At 61.4% G+C, this 19,289-nt stretch carries 17 protein-coding genes; 8 read left to right on the forward strand and 9 right to left on the reverse strand.

What is annotated here, in order from left to right; genetic code table 11:
• Positions 1-58: 58 nt before the first annotated feature.
• Positions 59-1,261 (reverse strand): ROK family transcriptional regulator, encoded by a 1,203-nt coding sequence (locus HGP16_RS09565; protein ID WP_168839777.1) that lies wholly within the window; start codon positions 1,259-1,261, stop codon positions 59-61.
• Positions 1,262-1,481: 220 nt separating this feature from the next.
• On the opposite strand from HGP16_RS09565, the gene HGP16_RS09570 reads away from it, so the two are divergent.
• The 4 genes from HGP16_RS09570 to HGP16_RS09585 all read left to right on the forward strand — a co-directional run bounded on the left by HGP16_RS09570 (position 1,482) and on the right by HGP16_RS09585 (position 5,727).
• Positions 1,482-2,783: an ABC transporter substrate-binding protein gene (locus tag HGP16_RS09570; protein ID WP_168839778.1), complete on the forward strand. Its 1,302-nt coding sequence runs from the start codon at positions 1,482-1,484 to the stop codon at positions 2,781-2,783.
• 72 nt (positions 2,784-2,855) lie between these two features.
• Positions 2,856-3,794 carry a carbohydrate ABC transporter permease gene (locus tag HGP16_RS09575; protein ID WP_168839779.1) on the forward strand — a complete coding sequence of 313 codons (939 nt, stop codon included), beginning with the start codon at positions 2,856-2,858 and terminating at the stop codon, positions 3,792-3,794.
• Entirely contained in the window at positions 3,787-4,635 is an 849-nt protein-coding gene (locus HGP16_RS09580; RefSeq protein WP_168839780.1) for a carbohydrate ABC transporter permease, read from the forward strand. The genes HGP16_RS09575 and HGP16_RS09580 overlap by 8 nt, the downstream gene beginning before the upstream one ends.
• A 21-nt stretch (positions 4,636-4,656) precedes the next feature.
• A complete protein-coding gene (locus HGP16_RS09585) occupies positions 4,657-5,727 on the forward strand; it encodes an ABC transporter ATP-binding protein (protein WP_168839781.1) in 1,071 nt (356 codons plus the stop codon).
• On the opposite strand, the gene HGP16_RS09590 is transcribed toward HGP16_RS09585, so the two are convergent.
• From HGP16_RS09590 to HGP16_RS09610, 5 genes are all read right to left on the reverse strand, one after another.
• Entirely contained in the window at positions 5,724-6,101 is a 378-nt protein-coding gene (locus tag HGP16_RS09590; protein ID WP_168839782.1) for a DUF427 domain-containing protein, read from the reverse strand. The two genes, HGP16_RS09585 and HGP16_RS09590, sit on opposite strands and share 4 nt — an antisense overlap.
• 115 nt (positions 6,102-6,216) lie before the next feature.
• A complete protein-coding gene (locus tag HGP16_RS09595; protein WP_312862869.1) occupies positions 6,217-6,996 on the reverse strand; it encodes a TetR/AcrR family transcriptional regulator in 780 nt (259 codons plus the stop codon).
• Between the two features lie 25 nt (positions 6,997-7,021).
• Entirely contained in the window at positions 7,022-8,863 is a 1,842-nt protein-coding gene (locus HGP16_RS09600; RefSeq protein ID WP_168839783.1) for a M23 family metallopeptidase, read from the reverse strand.
• A gap of 132 nt (positions 8,864-8,995) precedes the next feature.
• Positions 8,996-10,354, reverse strand: a complete 1,359-nt coding sequence (locus HGP16_RS09605; protein ID WP_168839784.1) for an Nramp family divalent metal transporter — start codon at positions 10,352-10,354, stop codon at positions 8,996-8,998.
• Positions 10,355-10,771: 417 nt separating this feature from the next.
• Positions 10,772-11,521 carry a tryptophan 2,3-dioxygenase family protein gene (locus HGP16_RS09610; RefSeq protein ID WP_168839785.1) on the reverse strand — a complete coding sequence of 250 codons (750 nt, stop codon included), beginning with the start codon at positions 11,519-11,521 and terminating at the stop codon, positions 10,772-10,774.
• 150 nt (positions 11,522-11,671) lie between these two features.
• Here HGP16_RS09610 and HGP16_RS09615 point away from each other — a divergent pair, with 150 nt between their 5' ends.
• Positions 11,672-12,142, forward strand: coding sequence for an Lrp/AsnC family transcriptional regulator (locus HGP16_RS09615; RefSeq protein WP_168839786.1), 471 nt, complete (start codon positions 11,672-11,674; stop codon positions 12,140-12,142).
• Here HGP16_RS09615 and HGP16_RS09620 read toward each other — a convergent pair.
• Entirely contained in the window at positions 12,139-12,762 is a 624-nt protein-coding gene (locus tag HGP16_RS09620) for a TetR family transcriptional regulator (protein WP_168839787.1), read from the reverse strand. The genes HGP16_RS09615 and HGP16_RS09620 overlap by 4 nt on opposite strands.
• A 201-nt stretch (positions 12,763-12,963) precedes the next feature.
• On the opposite strand from HGP16_RS09620, the gene HGP16_RS09625 reads away from it, so the two are divergent.
• Together HGP16_RS09625 and HGP16_RS09630 are read left to right on the forward strand one after the other, a co-directional pair.
• Positions 12,964-14,133 carry an efflux RND transporter periplasmic adaptor subunit gene (locus tag HGP16_RS09625; RefSeq protein ID WP_168839788.1) on the forward strand — a complete coding sequence of 390 codons (1,170 nt, stop codon included), beginning with the start codon at positions 12,964-12,966 and terminating at the stop codon, positions 14,131-14,133.
• A complete protein-coding gene (locus HGP16_RS09630) occupies positions 14,133-17,291 on the forward strand; it encodes an efflux RND transporter permease subunit (RefSeq protein ID WP_168839789.1) in 3,159 nt (1,052 codons plus the stop codon). The genes HGP16_RS09625 and HGP16_RS09630 overlap by 1 nt, the downstream gene beginning before the upstream one ends.
• A gap of 104 nt (positions 17,292-17,395) precedes the next feature.
• On the opposite strand, the gene HGP16_RS09635 is transcribed toward HGP16_RS09630, so the two are convergent.
• Positions 17,396-18,010, reverse strand: a complete 615-nt coding sequence (locus HGP16_RS09635; protein WP_168839790.1) for a hypothetical protein — start codon at positions 18,008-18,010, stop codon at positions 17,396-17,398.
• Between the two features lie 323 nt (positions 18,011-18,333).
• Between HGP16_RS09635 and HGP16_RS09640 the strand changes: the two genes are divergently transcribed.
• On the forward strand, positions 18,334-18,486 hold the full coding sequence (locus tag HGP16_RS09640; protein ID WP_168839791.1) for a hypothetical protein: 153 nt from the start codon (positions 18,334-18,336) through the stop codon (positions 18,484-18,486).
• Positions 18,487-18,507: 21 nt separating this feature from the next.
• Here HGP16_RS09640 and hutC read toward each other — a convergent pair whose 3' ends face one another.
• Complete coding sequence (gene hutC, locus HGP16_RS09645) at positions 18,508-19,227, reverse strand: histidine utilization repressor (RefSeq protein ID WP_168840075.1); 720 nt, start codon at positions 19,225-19,227, stop codon at positions 18,508-18,510.
• Between the last annotated feature and the right edge of the window lie 62 nt (positions 19,228-19,289).

Below are 19,289 nucleotides of genomic sequence, written 5' to 3' on the forward strand. Positions count from 1 at the left end.
AGCGTTTCACGGAATCGCTGAGCCGCTCTATCCTGTTGTTTCGACGCAATTCCAGGGATCAGAGGGCCGGTGCCGGTCCCGTCGTCCCCCAGGGCGATTCGTAGAGTTCGCGCAGCGCGACGACCGCGGCGCCCTGTGCCCAGGTCTCGTCGGTGGACTGGTCGAAAACGAGTTCGGTTACCCCTTTGATCGATGGCGGAATGGCCAGCGAATAGGCCTCCCGCAGGCTGTCGAGGAAGGGCTGGCCGAGCGCCAGGCTCGATCCCACAAGAATGACGCGCGGTGGGGCAAACAGCGTGACGATATTGGCAAGCGCCATGCCGCAGGCTTCGCCGGCGCGGATTGCCGCATTGATAAGCGAGATGTCTTCGGCGTCTATCAGCGTCTTGGCATGCGCCATGCCCCGACCGAGACGGATGGCTTCGGCAAAACGGCCGCTTGGCTGATCGCCGAGAATGGCGCTTTCGCCGGCAAGGCTTGCCAGGCGGATGATGCCTTGCGGACCCATGCCGAGCACGAGATCGCCGAGATTGTGGCTGAGGCCGCCGGCGCCACGAAAGAGCTGGCCGCCATGCAGCACGCCGAGCCCCAGCGTCTGTTCCAGCGACACCAGCACCATGTCGTCCAGGTCTCTCGCCTTGCCGAACCAGTGATGGGCGAGCGTGATCGCATGCGCGTCGCTTTCGACGATGGTGATCACGCCCAACCGCTCGGACATTTCCTTGGCGAAATCGACGCCGGTTTCGCGAAAGATCGGGCTGGTGCGCACATGGCCGGTGCGATGTTCGATGACGCCGGGCAGGCCGAGGCAGACGGAATCGATCTCGTCCAAAGCCAGATTGGCGTCGACAACGCAGCGGCGCACGCCATCCTCGATCAGATCGGCAATGACACCGATCGGCTGTCGGTCGACGCGTAGCGCCAGCGTCAGCGTGGAAAGAACCTCGCCGCGAAAGTCCGTCACGACGAAAACCATGCGGTTGGCGGCGATTTTAGCGCCGACGACGCGGGCGGCATCCGGATTGAGCTCCAGCATGACGCGCGGCCGGCCTCGAGTGGCCGCCTCGCGCAGGTCGCCCTCCGTCCGCGCTAGGATCAAGCCGTCATCCAGCAATGAGGCTGTGATCGCCGACACGGTGGTGGTCGAAAGCTGCGTGCGGTCGCTGATTTCGATACGTGCGATCGAGCCCGCCCGCCGGATCGTATCCAGCACGTTGAAGCGGTTTATCGCCCGCATAAGCTCGGGATCTGCTGTTTTCATGAGAATGGCGCCGAATGACGGACCCGCTCGGCTGCGGCCTGGTATTTTTGACGGAATGCGAATTAAATAACCTATGGTCATCGCCCAATGTCAAGCCATTTTGCCAGCAATATGCCGAAAATTTAGCGATGGTGGTTGACATTTCAGCAAAGCTCCGTTGAATTATTCCGCATAAGGGAAAAAATATTGAGGCTCTTGGTTCCCTTGGGAGGAGAAAATCATGATCCATCTACGTGGGGCCAAGGCCCTTCGCATCGCAGCTGTCGCCGCCACGACCGGCTTGGCGATCCTGGCCGGCGCGACGGGCGCTGCCGCCGACACCGTCGTCAAATGGCTGCATCTGGAAACCGATCCGAACTATGTCGCCGTCTGGCGCAAGATCGCGGATCAGTATGAGGCCAAGCATCCCGGCACGAAGATCGAGATGCAGTTTCTGGCCAACGAGGCCTTCAAGGCGAAGCTGCCGACGCTCTTGCAATCGAAGGACGCGCCCGATTTCTTCTTCAGCTGGGGTGGAGGCGTCTTGAAGCAGCAGCAGCAGACCGGCACGCTGCTGGATCTGACCGCGGCGATGAACGCCAAGGATGGCGCCTGGCTGAAGAGCTACAATCAGGCGGCCGTCAAGGGCCTGACCTTCGACAACAAGATCAGCGCTGTACCCTACAAGCTCGGCACGGTTTCCTTCTTCTATAACAAGGCGCTGTTCGCCAAGGCCGGCGTCGACGCCAATGCCATCAAGAGCTGGGACGATTATCTGGCCGCCGTCAAGAAGATCAAGGCTGCCGGCATCGCGCCGATCGCGGGCGGTGGCGGCGAGAAATGGCCGATCCATTTCTACTGGAGCTATCTGGTGATGCGCGACGGCGGTCAGCAGGTCTTCAGCGACGCCAAGAACGGCAAGGGCAACGGTTTCAACGACCCGGCCATCATCAAGGCCGGCGAACAGCTTGCCGAGCTTGGCAAGCTCGAACCCTTCCAGCCCGGCTATCTCGGCACCACCTGGCCGCAGGCGCTCGGCGTCTTCGGCGACGGCAAGGCCGCGATGATCCTCGGCTTCGAAAATACGGTTGCCAACCAGCGCACCAATTCCGGCGACGGCAAGGGTCTGACGAATGACAATATCGGCCGCTTCGCCTTCCCGGCCGTGACCGGCGGCGCTGGCCTTCCGACCGATACGCTCGGTGGCCTGAACGGCTGGGCCGTCACCAAGAAGGCCCCGCCCGAGGCGCTGGATTTCCTTGCCTATCTGACCAATGCCGAAAACGAGCGCACCATGGCGCAGGCCGGCATGATCATCCCGGTCGCCGTCGGCGCCGAAGATGGCGTCAAGGGTCCGCTGATGCACGAAGCTGCCGACCAGCTGGCGCATTCGACCTGGCACCAGAATTTCTTCGACCAGGATCTCGGCCCCTCGGTCGGCCGCGTCGTCAACGATGTGGCCGTCGGCATCGTCTCCGGCCAGATTTCGCCGAAGGATGGCGCGCAGCAGGTCCAGGACGCCTTCGAACAGGACCAGCTCTAGCGGCATCCGGCGCCGGCCGCTCCCTTGTGCCGGCGCCGGTTTTTCCTTGAATTGTAACTGTCGAGACCGCCCATGACCGATGTCAGCGCCACGACCGCCATGCCTTCCGTCGCAAGAGCGAGGCCGGCTGCAAAACGAAAATCGCCGGCCGCGCGCGGCCGCCTGCCCGTCATCCTGCTGTTCCTGCCGCCGGCGCTGCTGCTCTTTACCATCTTCGTCATCCTGCCGATGGGGGAGGCGGCCTGGTACAGCCTTTATCGCTGGAACGGCTACGGCCCGCCGACGGAGTTCGTGGGCTTGCGCAATTTCCAGGTGCTCTTCAAGAACGGCGCCTTCCTGACGTCGCTGAAGAACAATGCGCTCATCATCCTGATTTCGATCGCCATCCAGGTGCCGCTTGCCATCTGGCTCGCGACGATGCTGGCGCACCGCATTCGCGGCGTCGTGCTCTTCCGGCTGATCTTCTTCTTGCCTTACGTGCTGGCCGAAGTGGCCGCCGGCCTGATCTGGCGCTTCGTCTATGACGGCGATTACGGCCTGTTTGCCGCGATCGCGCAATTCCTCGGCACGCCGACGCCCTATGTACTCGCCGACAAGGACCTGGCGATGTATGCCGTGCTCGGCGTGATCGTGTGGAAATATTTCGGCTTCCATATGATGCTGTTCATCGCCGGCATGCAGTCGCTGGACAAGAGCGTGCTGGAGGCGGCCGAGATCGACGGCGCGACCGGCTGGCAGAAGTTCCGTTACGTGACGCTGCCGCTGCTCGGCTCGACGCTGCGTCTTTCCGTCTTCTTCGCAGTCGTGGGATCGCTGCAGCTTTTCGACATGATCATGCCGCTCACCGGCGGCGGCCCGTTCAACTCGACGCAGACGATGGTGACCTTCCTCTACAATTTCGGCGTTACGCGCATGCAGGTCGGCCTCGGCAGCGCCGTCGGCGTCGTGCTGTTCGTGATCTGCGTCACCCTCGCCTTCGGCTACAAACGGATATTTATGCGCAATGACTGATATCGCTTCATCCGTTCGACTGACCACCGGCACGAAGATCTATCTTTATGTGTCGCTGACCCTCATTGCCGCCATCGTGCTGATCCCGCTGCTGACGACTGCGCTCGGCGGCTTCAAGACGCTCGGCGATCTCCGCACCAATCCGTTCGGCCTGCCGGTCGAGTGGCATTTCGAGAATTATACCGGCATCCTGTTCGGTGACCGCTATTGGCGGCAGATGATGAATTCCCTGATCATCGCCGTTCTCACCGTGTTCCTGACGCTGTCGGTCTCGGCCATGGCCGCCTTCGCCTTCGCGCATGTAAAATTCTTCGGCTCGAACTTCCTCTTGAACTATTTCCTCATCGGCCTGATGTTCCCGGCCGCCACCGCCATCCTGCCGCTCTTCATCCGCATCCGCGATCTCGGCCTGCTCAACACCTATTGGGGCGTAGTGCTGCCGCAGGTGGCTTTCGGTCTCGGCATGAGCATCCTTCTCTTCCGGAACTATTTTCGAAACCTTCCGGAAGAATTGTTCCAGGCGGCCTTTGTCGATGGTTGCGGCTATATCCGTTTCTTCTGGCATATTTCATTGCCGCTCTCGCGGCCGATCATCGCGACCGTCAGCATCATTTCCTTCGTCGGCAGCTGGAACAGCTACATCCTGCCGCTGATCATGCTGAACTCGGACTCGATCTATCCCTGGCCGCTCGGCATGATGGTCTATAGCGGCGAATTCGGCACGGAATGGGAGCTGGTGCTCGCCTTCATCACGCTGACCATCCTGCCCACCGTCATCGTCTTCTTCCTGGCGCAGAAGCACATCATTGCCGGCCTCACCGCCGGCGCGGTGAAATCCTGAGCCTTATTGGAGCACAAACAAATGGCATCCGTCGAACTGCACAACATCCACAAGGCCTATGGGGCGCTGACCGTCATCCACGATATCTCACTGGCGATCGAGGACGGCGAGTTCATCGCGCTCGTCGGTCCCTCCGGCTGTGGCAAGTCCACCCTGCTGCGGATGATCGCCGGGCTTGAGGAAATCACCGATGGCGACGTGTCGATCGGCGGGCAGGTGGTTAACGCCATGACGCCGCGCGAGCGCAACATCGCCATGGTCTTCCAGTCCTACGCACTTTATCCGCATATGACGGTCGCCGAGAATATGGGCTTCAACCTGAAGCTCTCGGGCGAGACCAAGCCGGTCATCGAGCAGCGGGTCAACGAAGCTGCGCGCATGCTCGATCTCACCAAGCTGCTCGACCGCAAGCCGGCGCAGCTTTCCGGCGGCCAGCGCCAGCGTGTCGCCATGGGCCGCGCCATCGTGCGCAATCCCGCCGTCTTCCTGTTCGACGAGCCGCTCTCCAACCTCGATGCGAAACTGCGTGTACAGATGCGCTCGGAAATCAAGGCGCTGCATCAGAAGGTGCAGACCACCTCGATCTACGTCACCCATGACCAGATCGAGGCGATGACGCTGGCAGACCGCATCGTCGTGCTGAACCAGGGCCGGATCGAGCAGCAGGGCACGCCGATCGAACTTTACCGCAAACCGGCCAATCTCTTCGTCGCCGGCTTCATCGGCTCGCCGGCCATGAATTTCCTCGACGGCGTGGTCGAAGGTATCGAGGGCTCCCCTGCCGTGCGGCTGAAGGACAGTACGCCGGTGCGCATTGCCGGAGAACGCAAGGTGAAGGCGGGCCAGAGCGTGAAGATCGGCCTCAGGCCGGAGCATCTGAGCCTTGCCAGCAACGGCTCGCCGCTCACCGGCCAGACTTTGCTGGTCGAGCCGACGGGCGCGCAGATGCATGTGCTCTTCGACCTCGCGGGCGAGCAGGTGACGGCCGTGGTCGATGGCGAGGCGCCGGTGCGCTACGGGCAGCCGCTGAATGTCTCGGTGAGCCCGGAGCAGGTCTATGTCTTCGACGCGTCGAGCGGCCTTGCTCTTTAGGTGATGATATCGATCGAATCGACGCGATCCGGATAGAAGGCCATGTGGTCCTTGATCCGGCTGACGGACGCATAGGGATTTTCATAGGTCCAGATCGCGTTCACCGAACGCTCGCCGCCGGCCGGGATGCTGTAATACGAGCATTCGCCCTTGTAGGGGCAGTAGGTCTTGTGGCTGGTCCTTTGCAGCAAGGACATGTCGACATCGCTACGGGGAATGTAGAGGACGGCCGGATAGGATGCCTCCTTGAGCGACAGCGCCTCATGCGTGTCGGCAATCATCTTGCCGGCGACGGAGACGGTGACATGGGCATACTTCTCTTCGATCGTGATGGGGTGATCTGGACCGGGGATTTTGACCAGCTTTTCGGACATTTTTGCTCTCCGCAGCTTTGATAATGGCCAGGCACAAGGCTACGACGGCGGTAGACGCGCCTGACGATTCGCGTTCAAAAAAACATATAGGAAGCATCCCGCCGATTATCAGGCCCTATGGCGTCGGCAATTTCGGCGCACCCCAGCGCAATCCATCCATCAACAGGCGCACGAGACGCCGGGCGCGATCGTGCCATTCCGGCGAATTGGGCATGGAATAGGCCCCCGTCAGGGCATGCAGCACGTCCGTGCTGTCGACATCGGCGCGGATCGAACCGGCGGCGACCGCTCTTTCGATCAGGCCGGCAAGTGCGACGGGCACCTTGCCGTAGCTGTCGGCGAAGAGCTTGGAGTTGCTGTTGACAAGAATGCGCAGGCTATCGGCCATGCCACGCTTGGTGGCAAGATATCCGACGAAGCGATGCATCCATTCCTCCAGGGCCTGATCGGGGGCAAGTTCGCCGGAGAGCGTCTCGGCCGCCGCGCATAGCGCCTCGACTTCGTGACGATAGACCACCTCCACGAGATGCTCGCGGCTGGGGAAATGGCGATAGAGCGTTCCGATCCCGACATTCGCCTGTCGTGCTATATCCTCCAGCGAGGCGGCGGTGCCGTGGCTCGCGAAGGCATGCGCCGCGACTTCGATCAGCATGTCGCGGTTGCGTTGCGCATCGGCGCGCAGACGCCTGCTTTCGCTTGGCAAGCGATCCTTCGGTTCCGGCAACGGCTTGCGCGCCAATGTCTGCTCCTTACAGATTGTCTTGTGGACGATTTCGGCATGCCTGTCATAGGCACGCGGCGATACCGTCTCTATGGCGATGTATCGGAGGATTGTTATCGCATTCGGCACCGACGCGCCATTGCCACCCGCGCGGAGCGCGAAATGGCGGCGCATAGACCGGCTTCTGGCTGGTTTACGGTTACGGCGTGCCGAAATGGTTCGGCCCGAAACTGGGTCCGAGGCTCGCGCCCAAATTCGGCCCCTGATCGAAGCTGGAAAAGGGTTCGGGCGGATTGTCGCGGGCCGGCGGAACATCGAGATAGCTCATGATGTTTTCGACGTGGCTGACCTGCGAGCGCAGGCTGTCGAGCGACTTGCCGGTGAGATTCGTGCCGGCCGGCAATTGCGCCGTCAGCGGGTTTTCATAGCGGCCGTTGACGCGCAGTTCATAATAGAGATGCGGGCCGGTGGAGTAGCCGGTCGACCCGACATAGGCGATGACTTGCCCCTGCGTGACGCGCTGGCCGACGCGTAAAGACTGCGGCGTTGCGGAGATATGGGCATAGGTGGTTTCATAGCCGCCGTCATGACGGATGCGGACATATTTGCCGTAGCCGGTTTCCCAGGAAATCTTCTCGACGATGCCGTCGCCGGCCGCCTGAATGGGGCTACCCATCGGCGCGCGGAAATCGACGCCGTTGTGGAATTTCTTCACGCCGAGAATGGGATGGATGCGCCAGGCAAAACCATCGCCGAGCGTGCCGTTCGGCACGGGGCGGTGTACGAGTGACTTAGCGACCGAGTGACCGCTTTCATCGTAGAATTCCGAGGAACCGTCGCCTCCGTCCCTATGCAGATAGAAGCGATGCGTGTCGCCATCGGCATGGAATTCGATGAACATAAGCTCGTTGCGGCCGTCATCCGACTTTCGGAAGAGGAGGTCGACGCTGTCGGGAGCGTCCTCGATGCTCGTCAGCGAAACGCCTTTGGTCTTGGCGAGCTTGATGAGCTGCAAGGCATATTCCTTGCTCAGGCCGGATCTCTCCAGCTTGGCGCTGACCGCAGCCTCGTCATTGCCGTCGACGTTCCTGAGATCGACCGCCGCTACTTCCGAAGAGGACGGCGCCTCGGCCTGACTTTCGCTATAGAGGGTCGAAAACAGGCTGTCGTTGGCCATCGGCACGAAGCCGTTGGCATCGTCGCGGGCAACGACCCGCTCCGGCGTTTTGTCGCCGCTGAGGCGGGCCATGATCAGTTTCGGGCGTGCGTGCGGACCCGTCTTCTCGAGCAGCAGTTCCAGGCTGTCGCCGGGCGAAACCGTATCGGTCTCCAGGGCGCGCTGCAGCTCGTCGCCGGCGTCGCTGCCGAGGCCCGCGGAAGCCAGGATGTCCTGCAGATCCTGCTTGTCCTTCGGCATGGAGACCAGTCGGTGGAATTCACGGCCCTGCTCGCCGGTCGTCGCCTTCGATACGCTGACGTTCAGCGGGACGCCGCGAACGGGGAAGCGCGAGCGGCGCACGGTGTCGTAATGCGTCGTTTGCGGGTAGATGCCGTCGCGGATATCCGAAAGCGACGGTGGCGAGAACATCTCATTGTCGGCACGCTCGCCGCCATAGGCGACATTGATGGCTTCGGCACCGTTGCGCGCACTTTCGGACTCGTCGGATTTGAAGACGAGCGTGGTGCGATGGTAGGTGAAGATGCGGGTTTCGCCGCTGGAGAGCTTTTCCGCAACCTGAGCGAAGCGAGCGCCGTCGAAACGCTGTTTTGCCGCCAACCGGCTGCCCTTGGGCATTGCAGGCTGGGGATGGGCGAGCTCCGCCGTGCGCATGGGCACGGCTTGTTCGATCGTATGACGCGCCAGCAGCGGATAGAGCACGGTGGCAAGCAGCCCAAAGGATGCGGTGCCCGCCAGGCCGATGGCGATCAGATGGCGCAGATGGGCGGAGCGCGGCAGAAATGGAATGTGAAAATCATGATGCGGCCGCGCCTGGATGGCAGCCTCTGCAGGAAATTGAACGCGCAATGGACTTTCGGCCATGAAGTGAGGAACCCTGCAGACTGCGGTGGGCCCAAACTAGGGCAAATCGTGGCGAAATCTAGGCAAATATTACGAGTCCGTTAATTGTCGTGATCATCCACAGATCCAGATTCGCGCGTTCAAAATGATTCGTCAACCGAAGATGGTGTCGTAGAGCAGCTTGAAGTTCAGCAGCAGGATGATTGCCGCGACCGCCCAGGAAAGGACGGCAATGTTTCTGGATACGGTGAAACTGCCCATTTTCTCACGGTTCGTGACGAACTGGACCAGCGGGATGACCGCGAAAGGCAGCTGCATGGACAGGACAACCTGGCTCAGCACGAGGAGATTCGCGGTGCCCTTTTCACCATAGATGGCGGTTACGAACACAACCGGAATAATTGCGAGGCCGCGCGTCAAAAGCCGTCTTGCCCAGTGCGGAATTCGCAGCCGGAGAAAGCCTTCCATGACGATCTGGCCGGCAAGCGTCGCCGTGACGGTCGAGTTGAGGCCGGAGGCCAGCAGCGCCACCGCAAACAGCGTCGATGCGATGCCGAGGCCGAGCAGTGGCGACAGGAGCTCATATGCCTGACCGATCTCGGCGACATCGGAGTGGCCGGTGGTGTGGAAGGCGGCTGCTGCAACGATCAGGATGGCGGCATTGACGAACAGCGCCAGCATCAGTGCGACGGTGCTGTCGACGGTTGCCCATTTGATGGCGTCGCGGCGTCCTTCTTCCGTGCGCTTGTATGCCCGCGTCTGCACGATCGAGGAGTGCAGGTAGAGGTTATGCGGCATGACCGTCGCGCCGATGATGCCCATGGCAATATAGAGCATTTGGTGATTGGTGACGATTTCGGGCGAGGGGATGAAGCCGTCGAGGATCGCTGCAACCGGCGGGGCGGCGGCGGCAATCTGGACGGCAAAACAGGTGGCAATGACGATCAGCAACGCGATGACGAAGGCTTCGAGGTAGCGGAAGCCCTTGTTCATCAGGAGGAGCAGCAGGAAGGCGTCAAGCGCGGTGATCAGCGCGCCGCCGATCAGCGGAATTCCGAAAAGCAGCTGCAGCGCGATTGCCGTGCCGATGACTTCCGCAAGGTCGCAAGCGATGATGGCGAGTTCGCAGGCGAACCAGAGCGCCAGGTTGACGGGTCGCGGATAGTGATCGCGACAGGCCTGGGCGAGGTCGCGGCCGGTGGCGATGCCGAGCCTGGCCGACAGTGCCTGCAGCAGGATCGCCATCAGGTTCGACAGCATGATGACGGCAAGCAGCGTATAGCCGAACTGCGCCCCGCCGGTGAGATCCGTCGCCCAGTTGCCGGGGTCCATGTACCCGACGGAGATCATATAGCCTGGGCCGAGGAAGGCGATCAGGCGCCGGATCCAGCTGCCGGCATCAGGAACCTTAACAGTCGAATTGACTTCCGGAAGGCTCGGGCGGTCGTCCTCGTCACGGCTCGCGAACTTCCATGTGCGTTCCTGCGTGGCGGCTTCCTGAAATTGCGTCATGCGGGGCTCCGGGGGGAGGATCGGATTTTGAAGTTACTAATTAAATATGCCAGGTAACAAATTTATGCAATAGGCTATATTTCATGGTTTTTACATTTCATAGGACCAAAATGCCAATTTCCTGGCCCTTGTGGCAGGGCGTCGGGGCCAGTGTCGGAGGCAACCGGGTGATTTGCTCGATGGGGAAAGGAGTCCGTCCGGCTTGACCGTTACGACGGGGAAGACGGTGCCCCGGTCGCCCCGCGCATCAACCGATTGCGGGCCGAATGCTTGCAAGGGATCGGGATCGCAACATTCTCGGCAGCGTTTGCCGAGCGGATAGTGACCATGGGGCTATCCGAGGAACCTGGGTCTACCAGTCATCGAAGGCCTTCCGCTTGAAATCGGCGGCAGCGGAAGGCAGTTTCCATTCAGCGCCTATTCGGCGGCGTCGTGGTTGGAAATGGAATCGCGGACGACACCGTATTCGCTGCCCCAGCGATCGGTCATTTCGGCGCGGATGTCCCAGAGATCCGGAAAGAAGCGATGGCGCGTGCCGGCCTGCAAAAGGTCGACCGGGCGGCCTTTCAGCGATTTCGAGCCGAGGCCGATGGAGCGCTGGATCAGGTAGATATGGTTGGCGCGGAATTTCTGGAACAGCTCGTCATATTCCACCAGCGCCTCGGCGACCACGTAGCTGTCGCCATGATCGTATTTCCCATCATAGATGTCCGCGACCGTCAGGCCGGCGGCGTCGAGATAGTTCGCCTTGAAGGCGTGCCAGAGATCGGGCGGCATGCGCAGCAGGAATTTGAATCCCGGCGATTCCTGTCCGCTGCCATTGCCGAGCTGCAGACGGATTTGCTGATATTCCTTCGGCGACATGGTTTCCAGAAGGTCGAGCTGCGCCGTCATCATGCGCATGATCCGGTGCACGCGGCCCATCAGCGTGACGACGCGATGCGTGTTGCGCTCCTCCATGAAGGCGATGACGTCGACCAGCGTGTAGGCCATGAGCTTCATCCAGAGCTCTTCCACCTGATGCACGATCTGGAACTGCAGTTCGTCGCCGTTGACCATGCCGCCGAGCGGCTTCTGGCAGGCGAGCAGCTTGTCGCATTGCAGGTAAACGCCATAGTCGCGCATTTCGGGCGCTTCGATGCGCGCGTAATAGTCTTTCTTCTGCATCCTCGTTCCCTTTGTTCCGGCCCTCGACCGCCAAGCATGTTTGCTCTTCCTGCAGGATACGAAATTTCGGCTTGAACATTGTTCCTATTTGTCATCCAAAATCGCGGAAATAGAGTACGATCGACAAGTTTTTACGCGACGGAGAGAACGATGGATTTAGACGCTTTGGATCACAAGATCATCGCCGCCCTCGAGGCCGATGCCCGCATTTCGTTCGCGGCGCTTGCCGATCTCGCCGGTCTCAGCAAGACGCCTTGCTGGAAACGGGTGAAGGCGCTGGAGGAGGCTGGCGTGATCAGGGGGTACAGGGCGCTTCTCGACCCCGCCCGTCTCGGCTTCGGCCTGGAGGCTTTCGTGCAGGTTTCGATCGATGTCGAGCGCTTCGATGTTTTCGAAGCCGCCGTCCGCCGACATCCACTGATCTGGCGCTGCCATGCGACGACGGGGGAGGCGGATTATCTCCTTCATATCCTGGCCACAGACATGGCTGCCCTCGATCGGCTGTTGCGGCAGGAGCTGAACAGGCTGCCCGGCGTCAGGCATACGGTGACCTCGATGTCGACGCGGGAAATCAAGTCGGACATTTCTCTGGCCGAGGCCACGCGGCACGCAGGCGCCTAATTAGAGGTTTCACCGCGCATGGAGTGGATCAGGCTGCGGACTAGCCGCTCGCCCACGTCGACCAGCGGGAAGGATTTCCCCGAGCGAAGCCATTCGGCAAGAAGGCCATTCATCGAGCACTGGATGGCCCGGGCGGCGGCATCGGCGGTCCATAGCGGCGCAAGCCGGCTCCGTTCATCCGCCATCTCGATCAGTTTCTGCAACTTGCCGAACATTTCGGCATTGGCCGTGACGATCCGCTGGGCCGCGTCGGACAGGTGTTCCGTAAACTCGCAGCCGAGGATCATGATGGCGAAGACGCGCTGCTGATGCTCATCATTCACCAGAATCTGCAGGACTTCGATTGTGGCGTTCTCGATCAGGCCGAGGGGATCGTCATGGCCATGAGCAATCGCATAATCGACGATCGTCTCCTGCGGCAGGCGGATCTCCCTATGCAGTGCCGTCAGGACCTCGGCCTTGTCCTTGAAATGCCAGTAGATCGCACCGCGCGTTACGCCTGCGCGCTGGGCGATCTTTTCGAGGCTCGAGCCGCTGACGCCGTTTTCGTAGAAAATCTCGGCGGCGGCGGCGAGGACTTCCTCGCGGGTCCTGGCCGCATCTTCCTTGGTTCTGCGCATGCGCCTCCTCGAACTTCCGCGGGCGAAAAGGGGTATTTCGCCGCGCGCTATATATCTGATTTCATGCGGTAATATCTGAAACCTGCATGCGGTTCGCGATATTCGGCACGAAAGTCACGTCGATTTGATGTTTACAATCATTCATGTATGTTTGTATATTGCGGCGCAATAAAAAATGTTGAATCTCGCGGTGATTTTCCCATGACGACGCATCGTTCCCTCCTCCTGCGCAGCAGCCTCGTTGTCGCCGGACTGCTTATCTTCAGCGCATTCCCCTCCCTCGCGCAACAGGCCGCACAGATGCCGCCGCCGCAGGTGACAGCCATTGACGTCAAGCCGCAGACCGTATCGCTGACCTACGAATATGCTGCGCGCATCTCCGCCTTTAGGCAAGTCGATGTGCGGGCACGTGTCGGCGGTATCCTGTTGAAAAGGAACTTTATTGAGGGCGCCGAGGTCAAGGCGGGCGATGTGCTCTTCCTGATCGATCCGGCGACCTACCAGGCAGCGCTGGCCCAGGCTCAGGCACAATTGCAGCAAAGCCAGGCTCAGTTGGCGCAAGGGCAGCGCGAGGAAAAGCGCAACGTCACGCTGTTCGAGCAGAACGCGGTCACGCAGAAGGCGCGCGACGACGCGATTTCCACGCGGCAGCTGGCGGAGGCGGCCGTTGCCGCCGCGCAGGCGCAGGTCCAGACGGCGCAGCTCAATCTCGACTATACCAAGGTCACCGCACCGGTCGGCGGCATCACCAGCCTCGAGCAGGTGTCCGAGGGAAGCCTGATCGGCACGACGGGCGATACCGGCCTGCTCACCAGCATCACGCAGCTCGATCCGGTCTACGTCAATTTCTCGTTCTCGGATTCCGAGGCGGCAGAAGTGCGCCGATTGATCGACATGAAAAAGGCCAAGGGCGAGGCGCCCAATCTCGGCGTCAAGATCTCTTTCGGCGACGGCACGTCCTATGATCATGACGGCGTCGTCGACTTCACCTCCTCCACGATCGACGTGTCGACCGGCACGCTGCAGGCCCGCGCCGTGGTCGACAATCCCGACCGCCGGCTGCTGCCGGGCCAGTTCGTGCGTGCGAAGGTGACGGGCGTTTCGCTCGATAACGCCATCACGATCCCCGAAGTGGCGCTGATGCAGAGCCCGCAGGGACAGTTCGTCTATACGATCGATCAGGAAGGCAAGGCGCACGTCAATCCGGTGACGCTCGGCCAGAAGATCGGCAGCAGCTGGCTGGTGCTGTCCGGTCTCAAGGCCGGCGACAGACTGATCACCGAAGGCATCATCAAGGTGCGCCCCGGCGCCCCGGTGCAGGCGACGGCGGATGCAACGCCTAAGGACGCGAAGAAGGTGGCGCAGAACTGATGTTGGGCAACAGATTCTTCATCGACCGCCCCGTTTTCGCGGCGGTGATCTCGATCGTCATTCTGCTCGCAGGCGCCGTCTGCCTGCGCATCCTGCCGATCGCACAATATCCGGAACTGACGCCGCCGCAGGTCGTGGTCACCGCGACCTATCCGGGCGCCAGCGCCGAGACCGTGGCGCAGACCGTTGCCGCTCCGCTCGAGCAGCAGATCAACGGCGTCGAAAACATGCTCTACATGCAGTCGACGAACTCCAACAGCGGCGCGATGCAGATCACGGTGACCTTCGCGCTCGGCACGGATCCTGACCAGGCGGCGATCAACGTCAACAACCGCGTGCAGCGGGCGGTTTCGACCCTGCCGCAGGACGTGACGCGCCTCGGCGTCGTCGTCACCAAGCGTTCGACCTCGATCCTCGGCTTCGTGGCGATGTATTCGACCGACAGCCGCTATGACCGCGCCTATGTCGGCAATTACGCCCTGCTCAACGTCATCGACGACCTTAAGCGCATTCCCGGCATCGGCGACGTCAACCTGCTCGGCGATGTTGACTATTCGATGCGCATCTGGCTGCGGCCGGACAAGCTGGCGCAATACAATCTGACGCCAAGCGATGTCGCGACCGCCATTCAGGAGCAGAATTCGCAGTTCGCCGCCGGCCGTTTTGGTGATCAGCCCAGCAACAATCCGCAGGCCTTTACCTATACGGTGACGACACAAGGGCGCCTGCCCGATGTCGATGCCTTCGGCGAAATCATCCTGCGTTCGACCGCCAACGCCGCGACGCTCCGGCTGAAGGACGTGGCGCGCATCGAGCTCGGCACCAAGAGCTATTCGGTGCAGAGCAGCCTGAACGGCACGCCGGCGATCCCGATCGCCGTCTATCTGCAGCCGGGCGCCAATGCCTTGAATACGATGGCTGCGCTGAAGTCGCGCCTCGACGAGCTGCAGAAGTCCTTCCCGCAGGGTGTCGCCTACCAGATCCCCTATGACACGACGAAGTTCATCCAGGTATCGATCGAGGAAGTGGTCAAGACCTTCATCGAAGCTATCCTGCTCGTCATCATCGTCGTCTTCGTCTTCCTGCAGAACTGGCGGGCGACGCTGATCCCCGTCATCGCCGTGCCGATCTCGATCATCGGCACCTTTGCCGGAATGTATATACTCGGCTTCTCGATCAACCTGCTGACGCTGTTCGGGCTGGTGCTCGCGATCGGTATCGTCGTCGACGACGCCATCGTGGTGCTTGAAAACGTCGAGCGCCTGATGTCGACCGAGAAACTGTCGCCAAGAAAGGCGGCCATCAAGGCGATGGGCGAAGTGACTGGTCCGGTCATCGCCATCGTGCTGGTGCTTTGCGCCGTCTTCATCCCGGTCTCCTTCATGGGCGGGCTGGCGGGCCAGATGTACAAGCAGTTCGCCGTCACCATCGCGATCTCGGTCATTCTGTCCGGCATCGTGGCGCTGACGCTGACACCGGCGCTCTGCGCGCTGATCCTGAAGCCCGGCCATCATGAGCCAGCCTTGCCGTTCCGCATCTTCAACCGCGCCTTCGAGCGGCTGACGGAGGGGTATGCCGCAGGCGTCGCTTTCTTCCTGAAGCGCGTCATCGTCGGCTGCGTGCTGGTTGCCGGCCTGCTCGGCGTGACCGGCTATCTCTTCTATACGCTGCCGGGATCGCTGGTGCCGGACGAGGACCAGGGCTCGCTGTTCCAGATCGCCATCCTGCCGCCGGCCGCTTCGCTGACGCGCACGCAGGCCGTCATGGATGAGGCGCTCGTCAACACCGAGAAGCTGCCCGGCGTCGAGAACGTCTTTGCGGTCTCTGGCTTCGACCTGCTGTCGGGGGGCCTGAAGAGCAGCGCCGGCGTCGCCTTCGTGACGCTGAAGGACTGGAGCGAGCGCAAGACGCCCGAGCTCGACGCCCGCAATCTCGCAGGCCCGATGATCGGCGCCAATATGGGCATCAAGGATGCCATGGTGCTTGCCTTTAACCCGCCGCCGATCCAGGGTCTGTCGACAACGGGCGGTTTCGAAGTCTATGTGCAGGATCGCAGCGGCAAGGGCGTCGCAGGGCTTTCCGAACAGGCGCAGAAGCTTGTGGCGGCCGCTTCCAAGCGGCCGGAGCTTGCGGGTGTGCGCACCACGCTCGACACCAACGTGCCGCAGTTCCGCGCCGATCTCGACCGCGAGAAGGCCAAGGCGCTCGGCGTGCCGATCAACTCGGTCTTCGATGCCATGCAAGCGACCTTCGGCAGCCTCTACGTCAACGACTTCACGCTCTACGGCCGTAACTATCAGGTCAACCTGCAGTCGGAAGCGCCGTTCCGCGAATCGCCTGACGATCTGCGCCAGGTCTTCGTGCGCTCGGACAGCGGTAAGATGATTCCGCTCGATACGCTCATCAAGGTGACGCGCACCATCGGTCCCGATCAGCTCGAACGCTATAACGCCTTCAACGCCGCCAAGGTCACCGGCAACCCGGCGCCCGGCTATACGTCAGGCGATGCGATCAAGGCCATGCAGCAGGTGGCGGCCGAGACCTTGCCGGAGGGCTTCCAGATCGCCTGGACTGGCTCCGCCTACCAGGAGCTGGAAACCAGCGGCGCCGGCACGCAGGCGATGATCTTCGGCATCATCATGGTGTTCCTGATCCTCGCCGCGCAGTATGAAAAGTGGAGCCTGCCACTTGCCGTCATCACCGCGATCCCGTTTGCGCTGTTCGGTGCATTGCTTGCCACCTATCTGCGCGGGCTCACCAACGACGTCTATTTCCAGATCGGTATGGTGACGCTGATCGGCCTGGCGGCAAAGAACGCCATCCTGATCGTCGAGTTCGCCGTGCTGAAGCGCAAGGACGGCATGAGTGCGGCCGAGGCGGCGCTCGAGGCGGCGCGGCTGCGCTTCCGCCCGATCGTCATGACCTCGCTCGCCTTCATCCTCGGTGTCGTGCCACTGGCGATCAGCACCGGCGCCGGCTCGGCCAGCCGCCATGCGATCGGCACCGGCGTCATCGGCGGCATGCTGGCGGCGACCTTCATCGCCACCTTCTTCATTCCGATGTTTTATCGCCTGATCGCCTGGAAGCAGCCGAAGCCGGTGGAAGATGACGAGGATGATGCGATCGATCATCGCCCGCATGCGCAGGCGGCAGAATAGGGTTTCCCGACCATTCGCCACGTATCAAGAAAACAGGCGGATCGCAGCATTGCGGTCCGCCTGTTTTCGTTAAGTGATAAAGTCAGCCAATGACCCTGCGGCCATCACATCGGCGGCACGGTGCCGTTGAGGCCGACGGCGATGCGGTCGGCAGAGACTGTGGAATCGGCGTTGCGTTCGCCTGTTATGAAGACGCCGGCGCCGAGCTTCAGATCGGCTTTCGTCGCCGATGTCAGCGTCACGACGGGCGTGCCCTTGGGAATGTTGATCTTGCGTTCGCCGCCCTTGTAGGTGAGCGTCAATGTCGGACCGTCGACGGAGGTCACGGCATTGGCGACCGTGGCATTGGTCATCGAGCCGTTCGGCGCCGAATCCCAGGGGCGGTCGCCTTCGCCGGTTCCCTTCATCGAGGCCGGGAAGATAACCACTTCTATGGCGCCGTTGATGCCGCTGTCGGTCGGCTGCGAGGCGATGCCGACGAAATCGCCGGGCTTGATGTCGCCGACGGCCGCCTGGACGACGCCGCCGACGTTGCCACCGGATTTCAGCGCGACCGTCACGTCGCTACCATCTCGAGACCTCACCTTGAGAGTGTCGCCATCGAGGCTTTCCACGGTGCCGCGCACTTTCACGCGCTCGGCGGCATTGGCACTTTGCAGCGCGGCAAGCATGGCGACGGAAAGCGTCAGCGCAGCCGTGATCAGACGTTTGCGATGCATGGGTATTAACTCCCTTGATATACCGGCCGAGCGATCTATCGGTCGTCTTTGGTATGGAGACTATGGAGGGTTGAAATTGATCGGCAGCAGGCTGCGCAATGAGATTGCGCCATCTGCATCACGATGCTAGGCGCCGCTTTCATCACTCGCCACTCAAACAAGCGTGAGATGGTCATGTCCTCCGGCGCGGCCAGAAATTCTTGGAAAAGGCCGGATATTTCCCGGAACATCAAGCATTGCTTAACATTTACCGTTAGACTGCGCTGGTTATCTCGAATTCCCTATCGCGCTTTTGCGCTGGGCTGGGGAGATTGGAGAACGAAATGACCGCGATTCGTCCACTTTTGATCGGAATCCTCCTGATTCTGGCACTGGTTCTGATTGCGCTCAGCATCCTGCTGGTCGATCCCGCCCAGCCCGTCCGTCAATCCGAAAGCCTCATTCCGCCGCCGACGGAATCCCCGCCGCGCCCTTAAGGGCAATGCCGGGAAAAAGGGTCAGCTTGCCGGCGTAAACCGAGCGACCAGGCTGTGACGGTCACCGGGATAGGTGAGGCGGACATGGGTGATCGGGCCGGCCGCGCTCCAGGTGCGTCGTTCGACCACGAGACAGGCCGTGCCTTTCTGAACGTCAAGGTTTGCGGCAGCGTCGCCCTCGACCGATATGGCGCGGATCTGGTGTTCGGCGGTGCTCCACGGCACCTGGTTCAACAGCCAGGGACCGGGGGGCAGGGTCTGGAAATCCGCCTTCGTCGCATCCGGCACAGCATCGAGATTGATAACGCGATCTTCCAGGCAGAAGGGGCGTGGGCCGGCGTAATGGATGCAGGTGATCTCCACCACGGAGACTGAGCCGACGAATTGCAGCCGATGCGCGTCTTCAGGCCGTCCGCGCCGCTCCGCTAGCTTTATCAGCCGATGCGAATAGGGCAGGCCGAGCGACAGGACCTCGGATTCGATGTCGTGGATCTCAAGCACGGCGGATTGGGCCTGCGGATGCGTGACGAAACTGCCCGAACGCTTGCGCCGCTCGATCAAGCCGGCGCGCGCAAGCTGGGTCAGCACCTTGTTCACCGTCATGCGCGAGCAATCATATTGATCCGCCAATTCCAGTTCGAATGGAATGCGATGTCCCGGCGGCCAGGCGCCGGAGACGATCTGGCCCTCGATATCGGTGAGGATGCGCTGATGCAGGGTCGCATCTTTGCTCGTGGTCATACCGCCCATCTGTTCCGTGAAAGACATGGAATTTCCCGCAAGTTATTTAGGGGGCAATCAAT

This window comes from Rhizobium sp. P40RR-XXII (genome assembly GCF_012641405.1).
Taxonomy (GTDB): Bacteria; Pseudomonadota; Alphaproteobacteria; order Rhizobiales; family Rhizobiaceae; genus Rhizobium.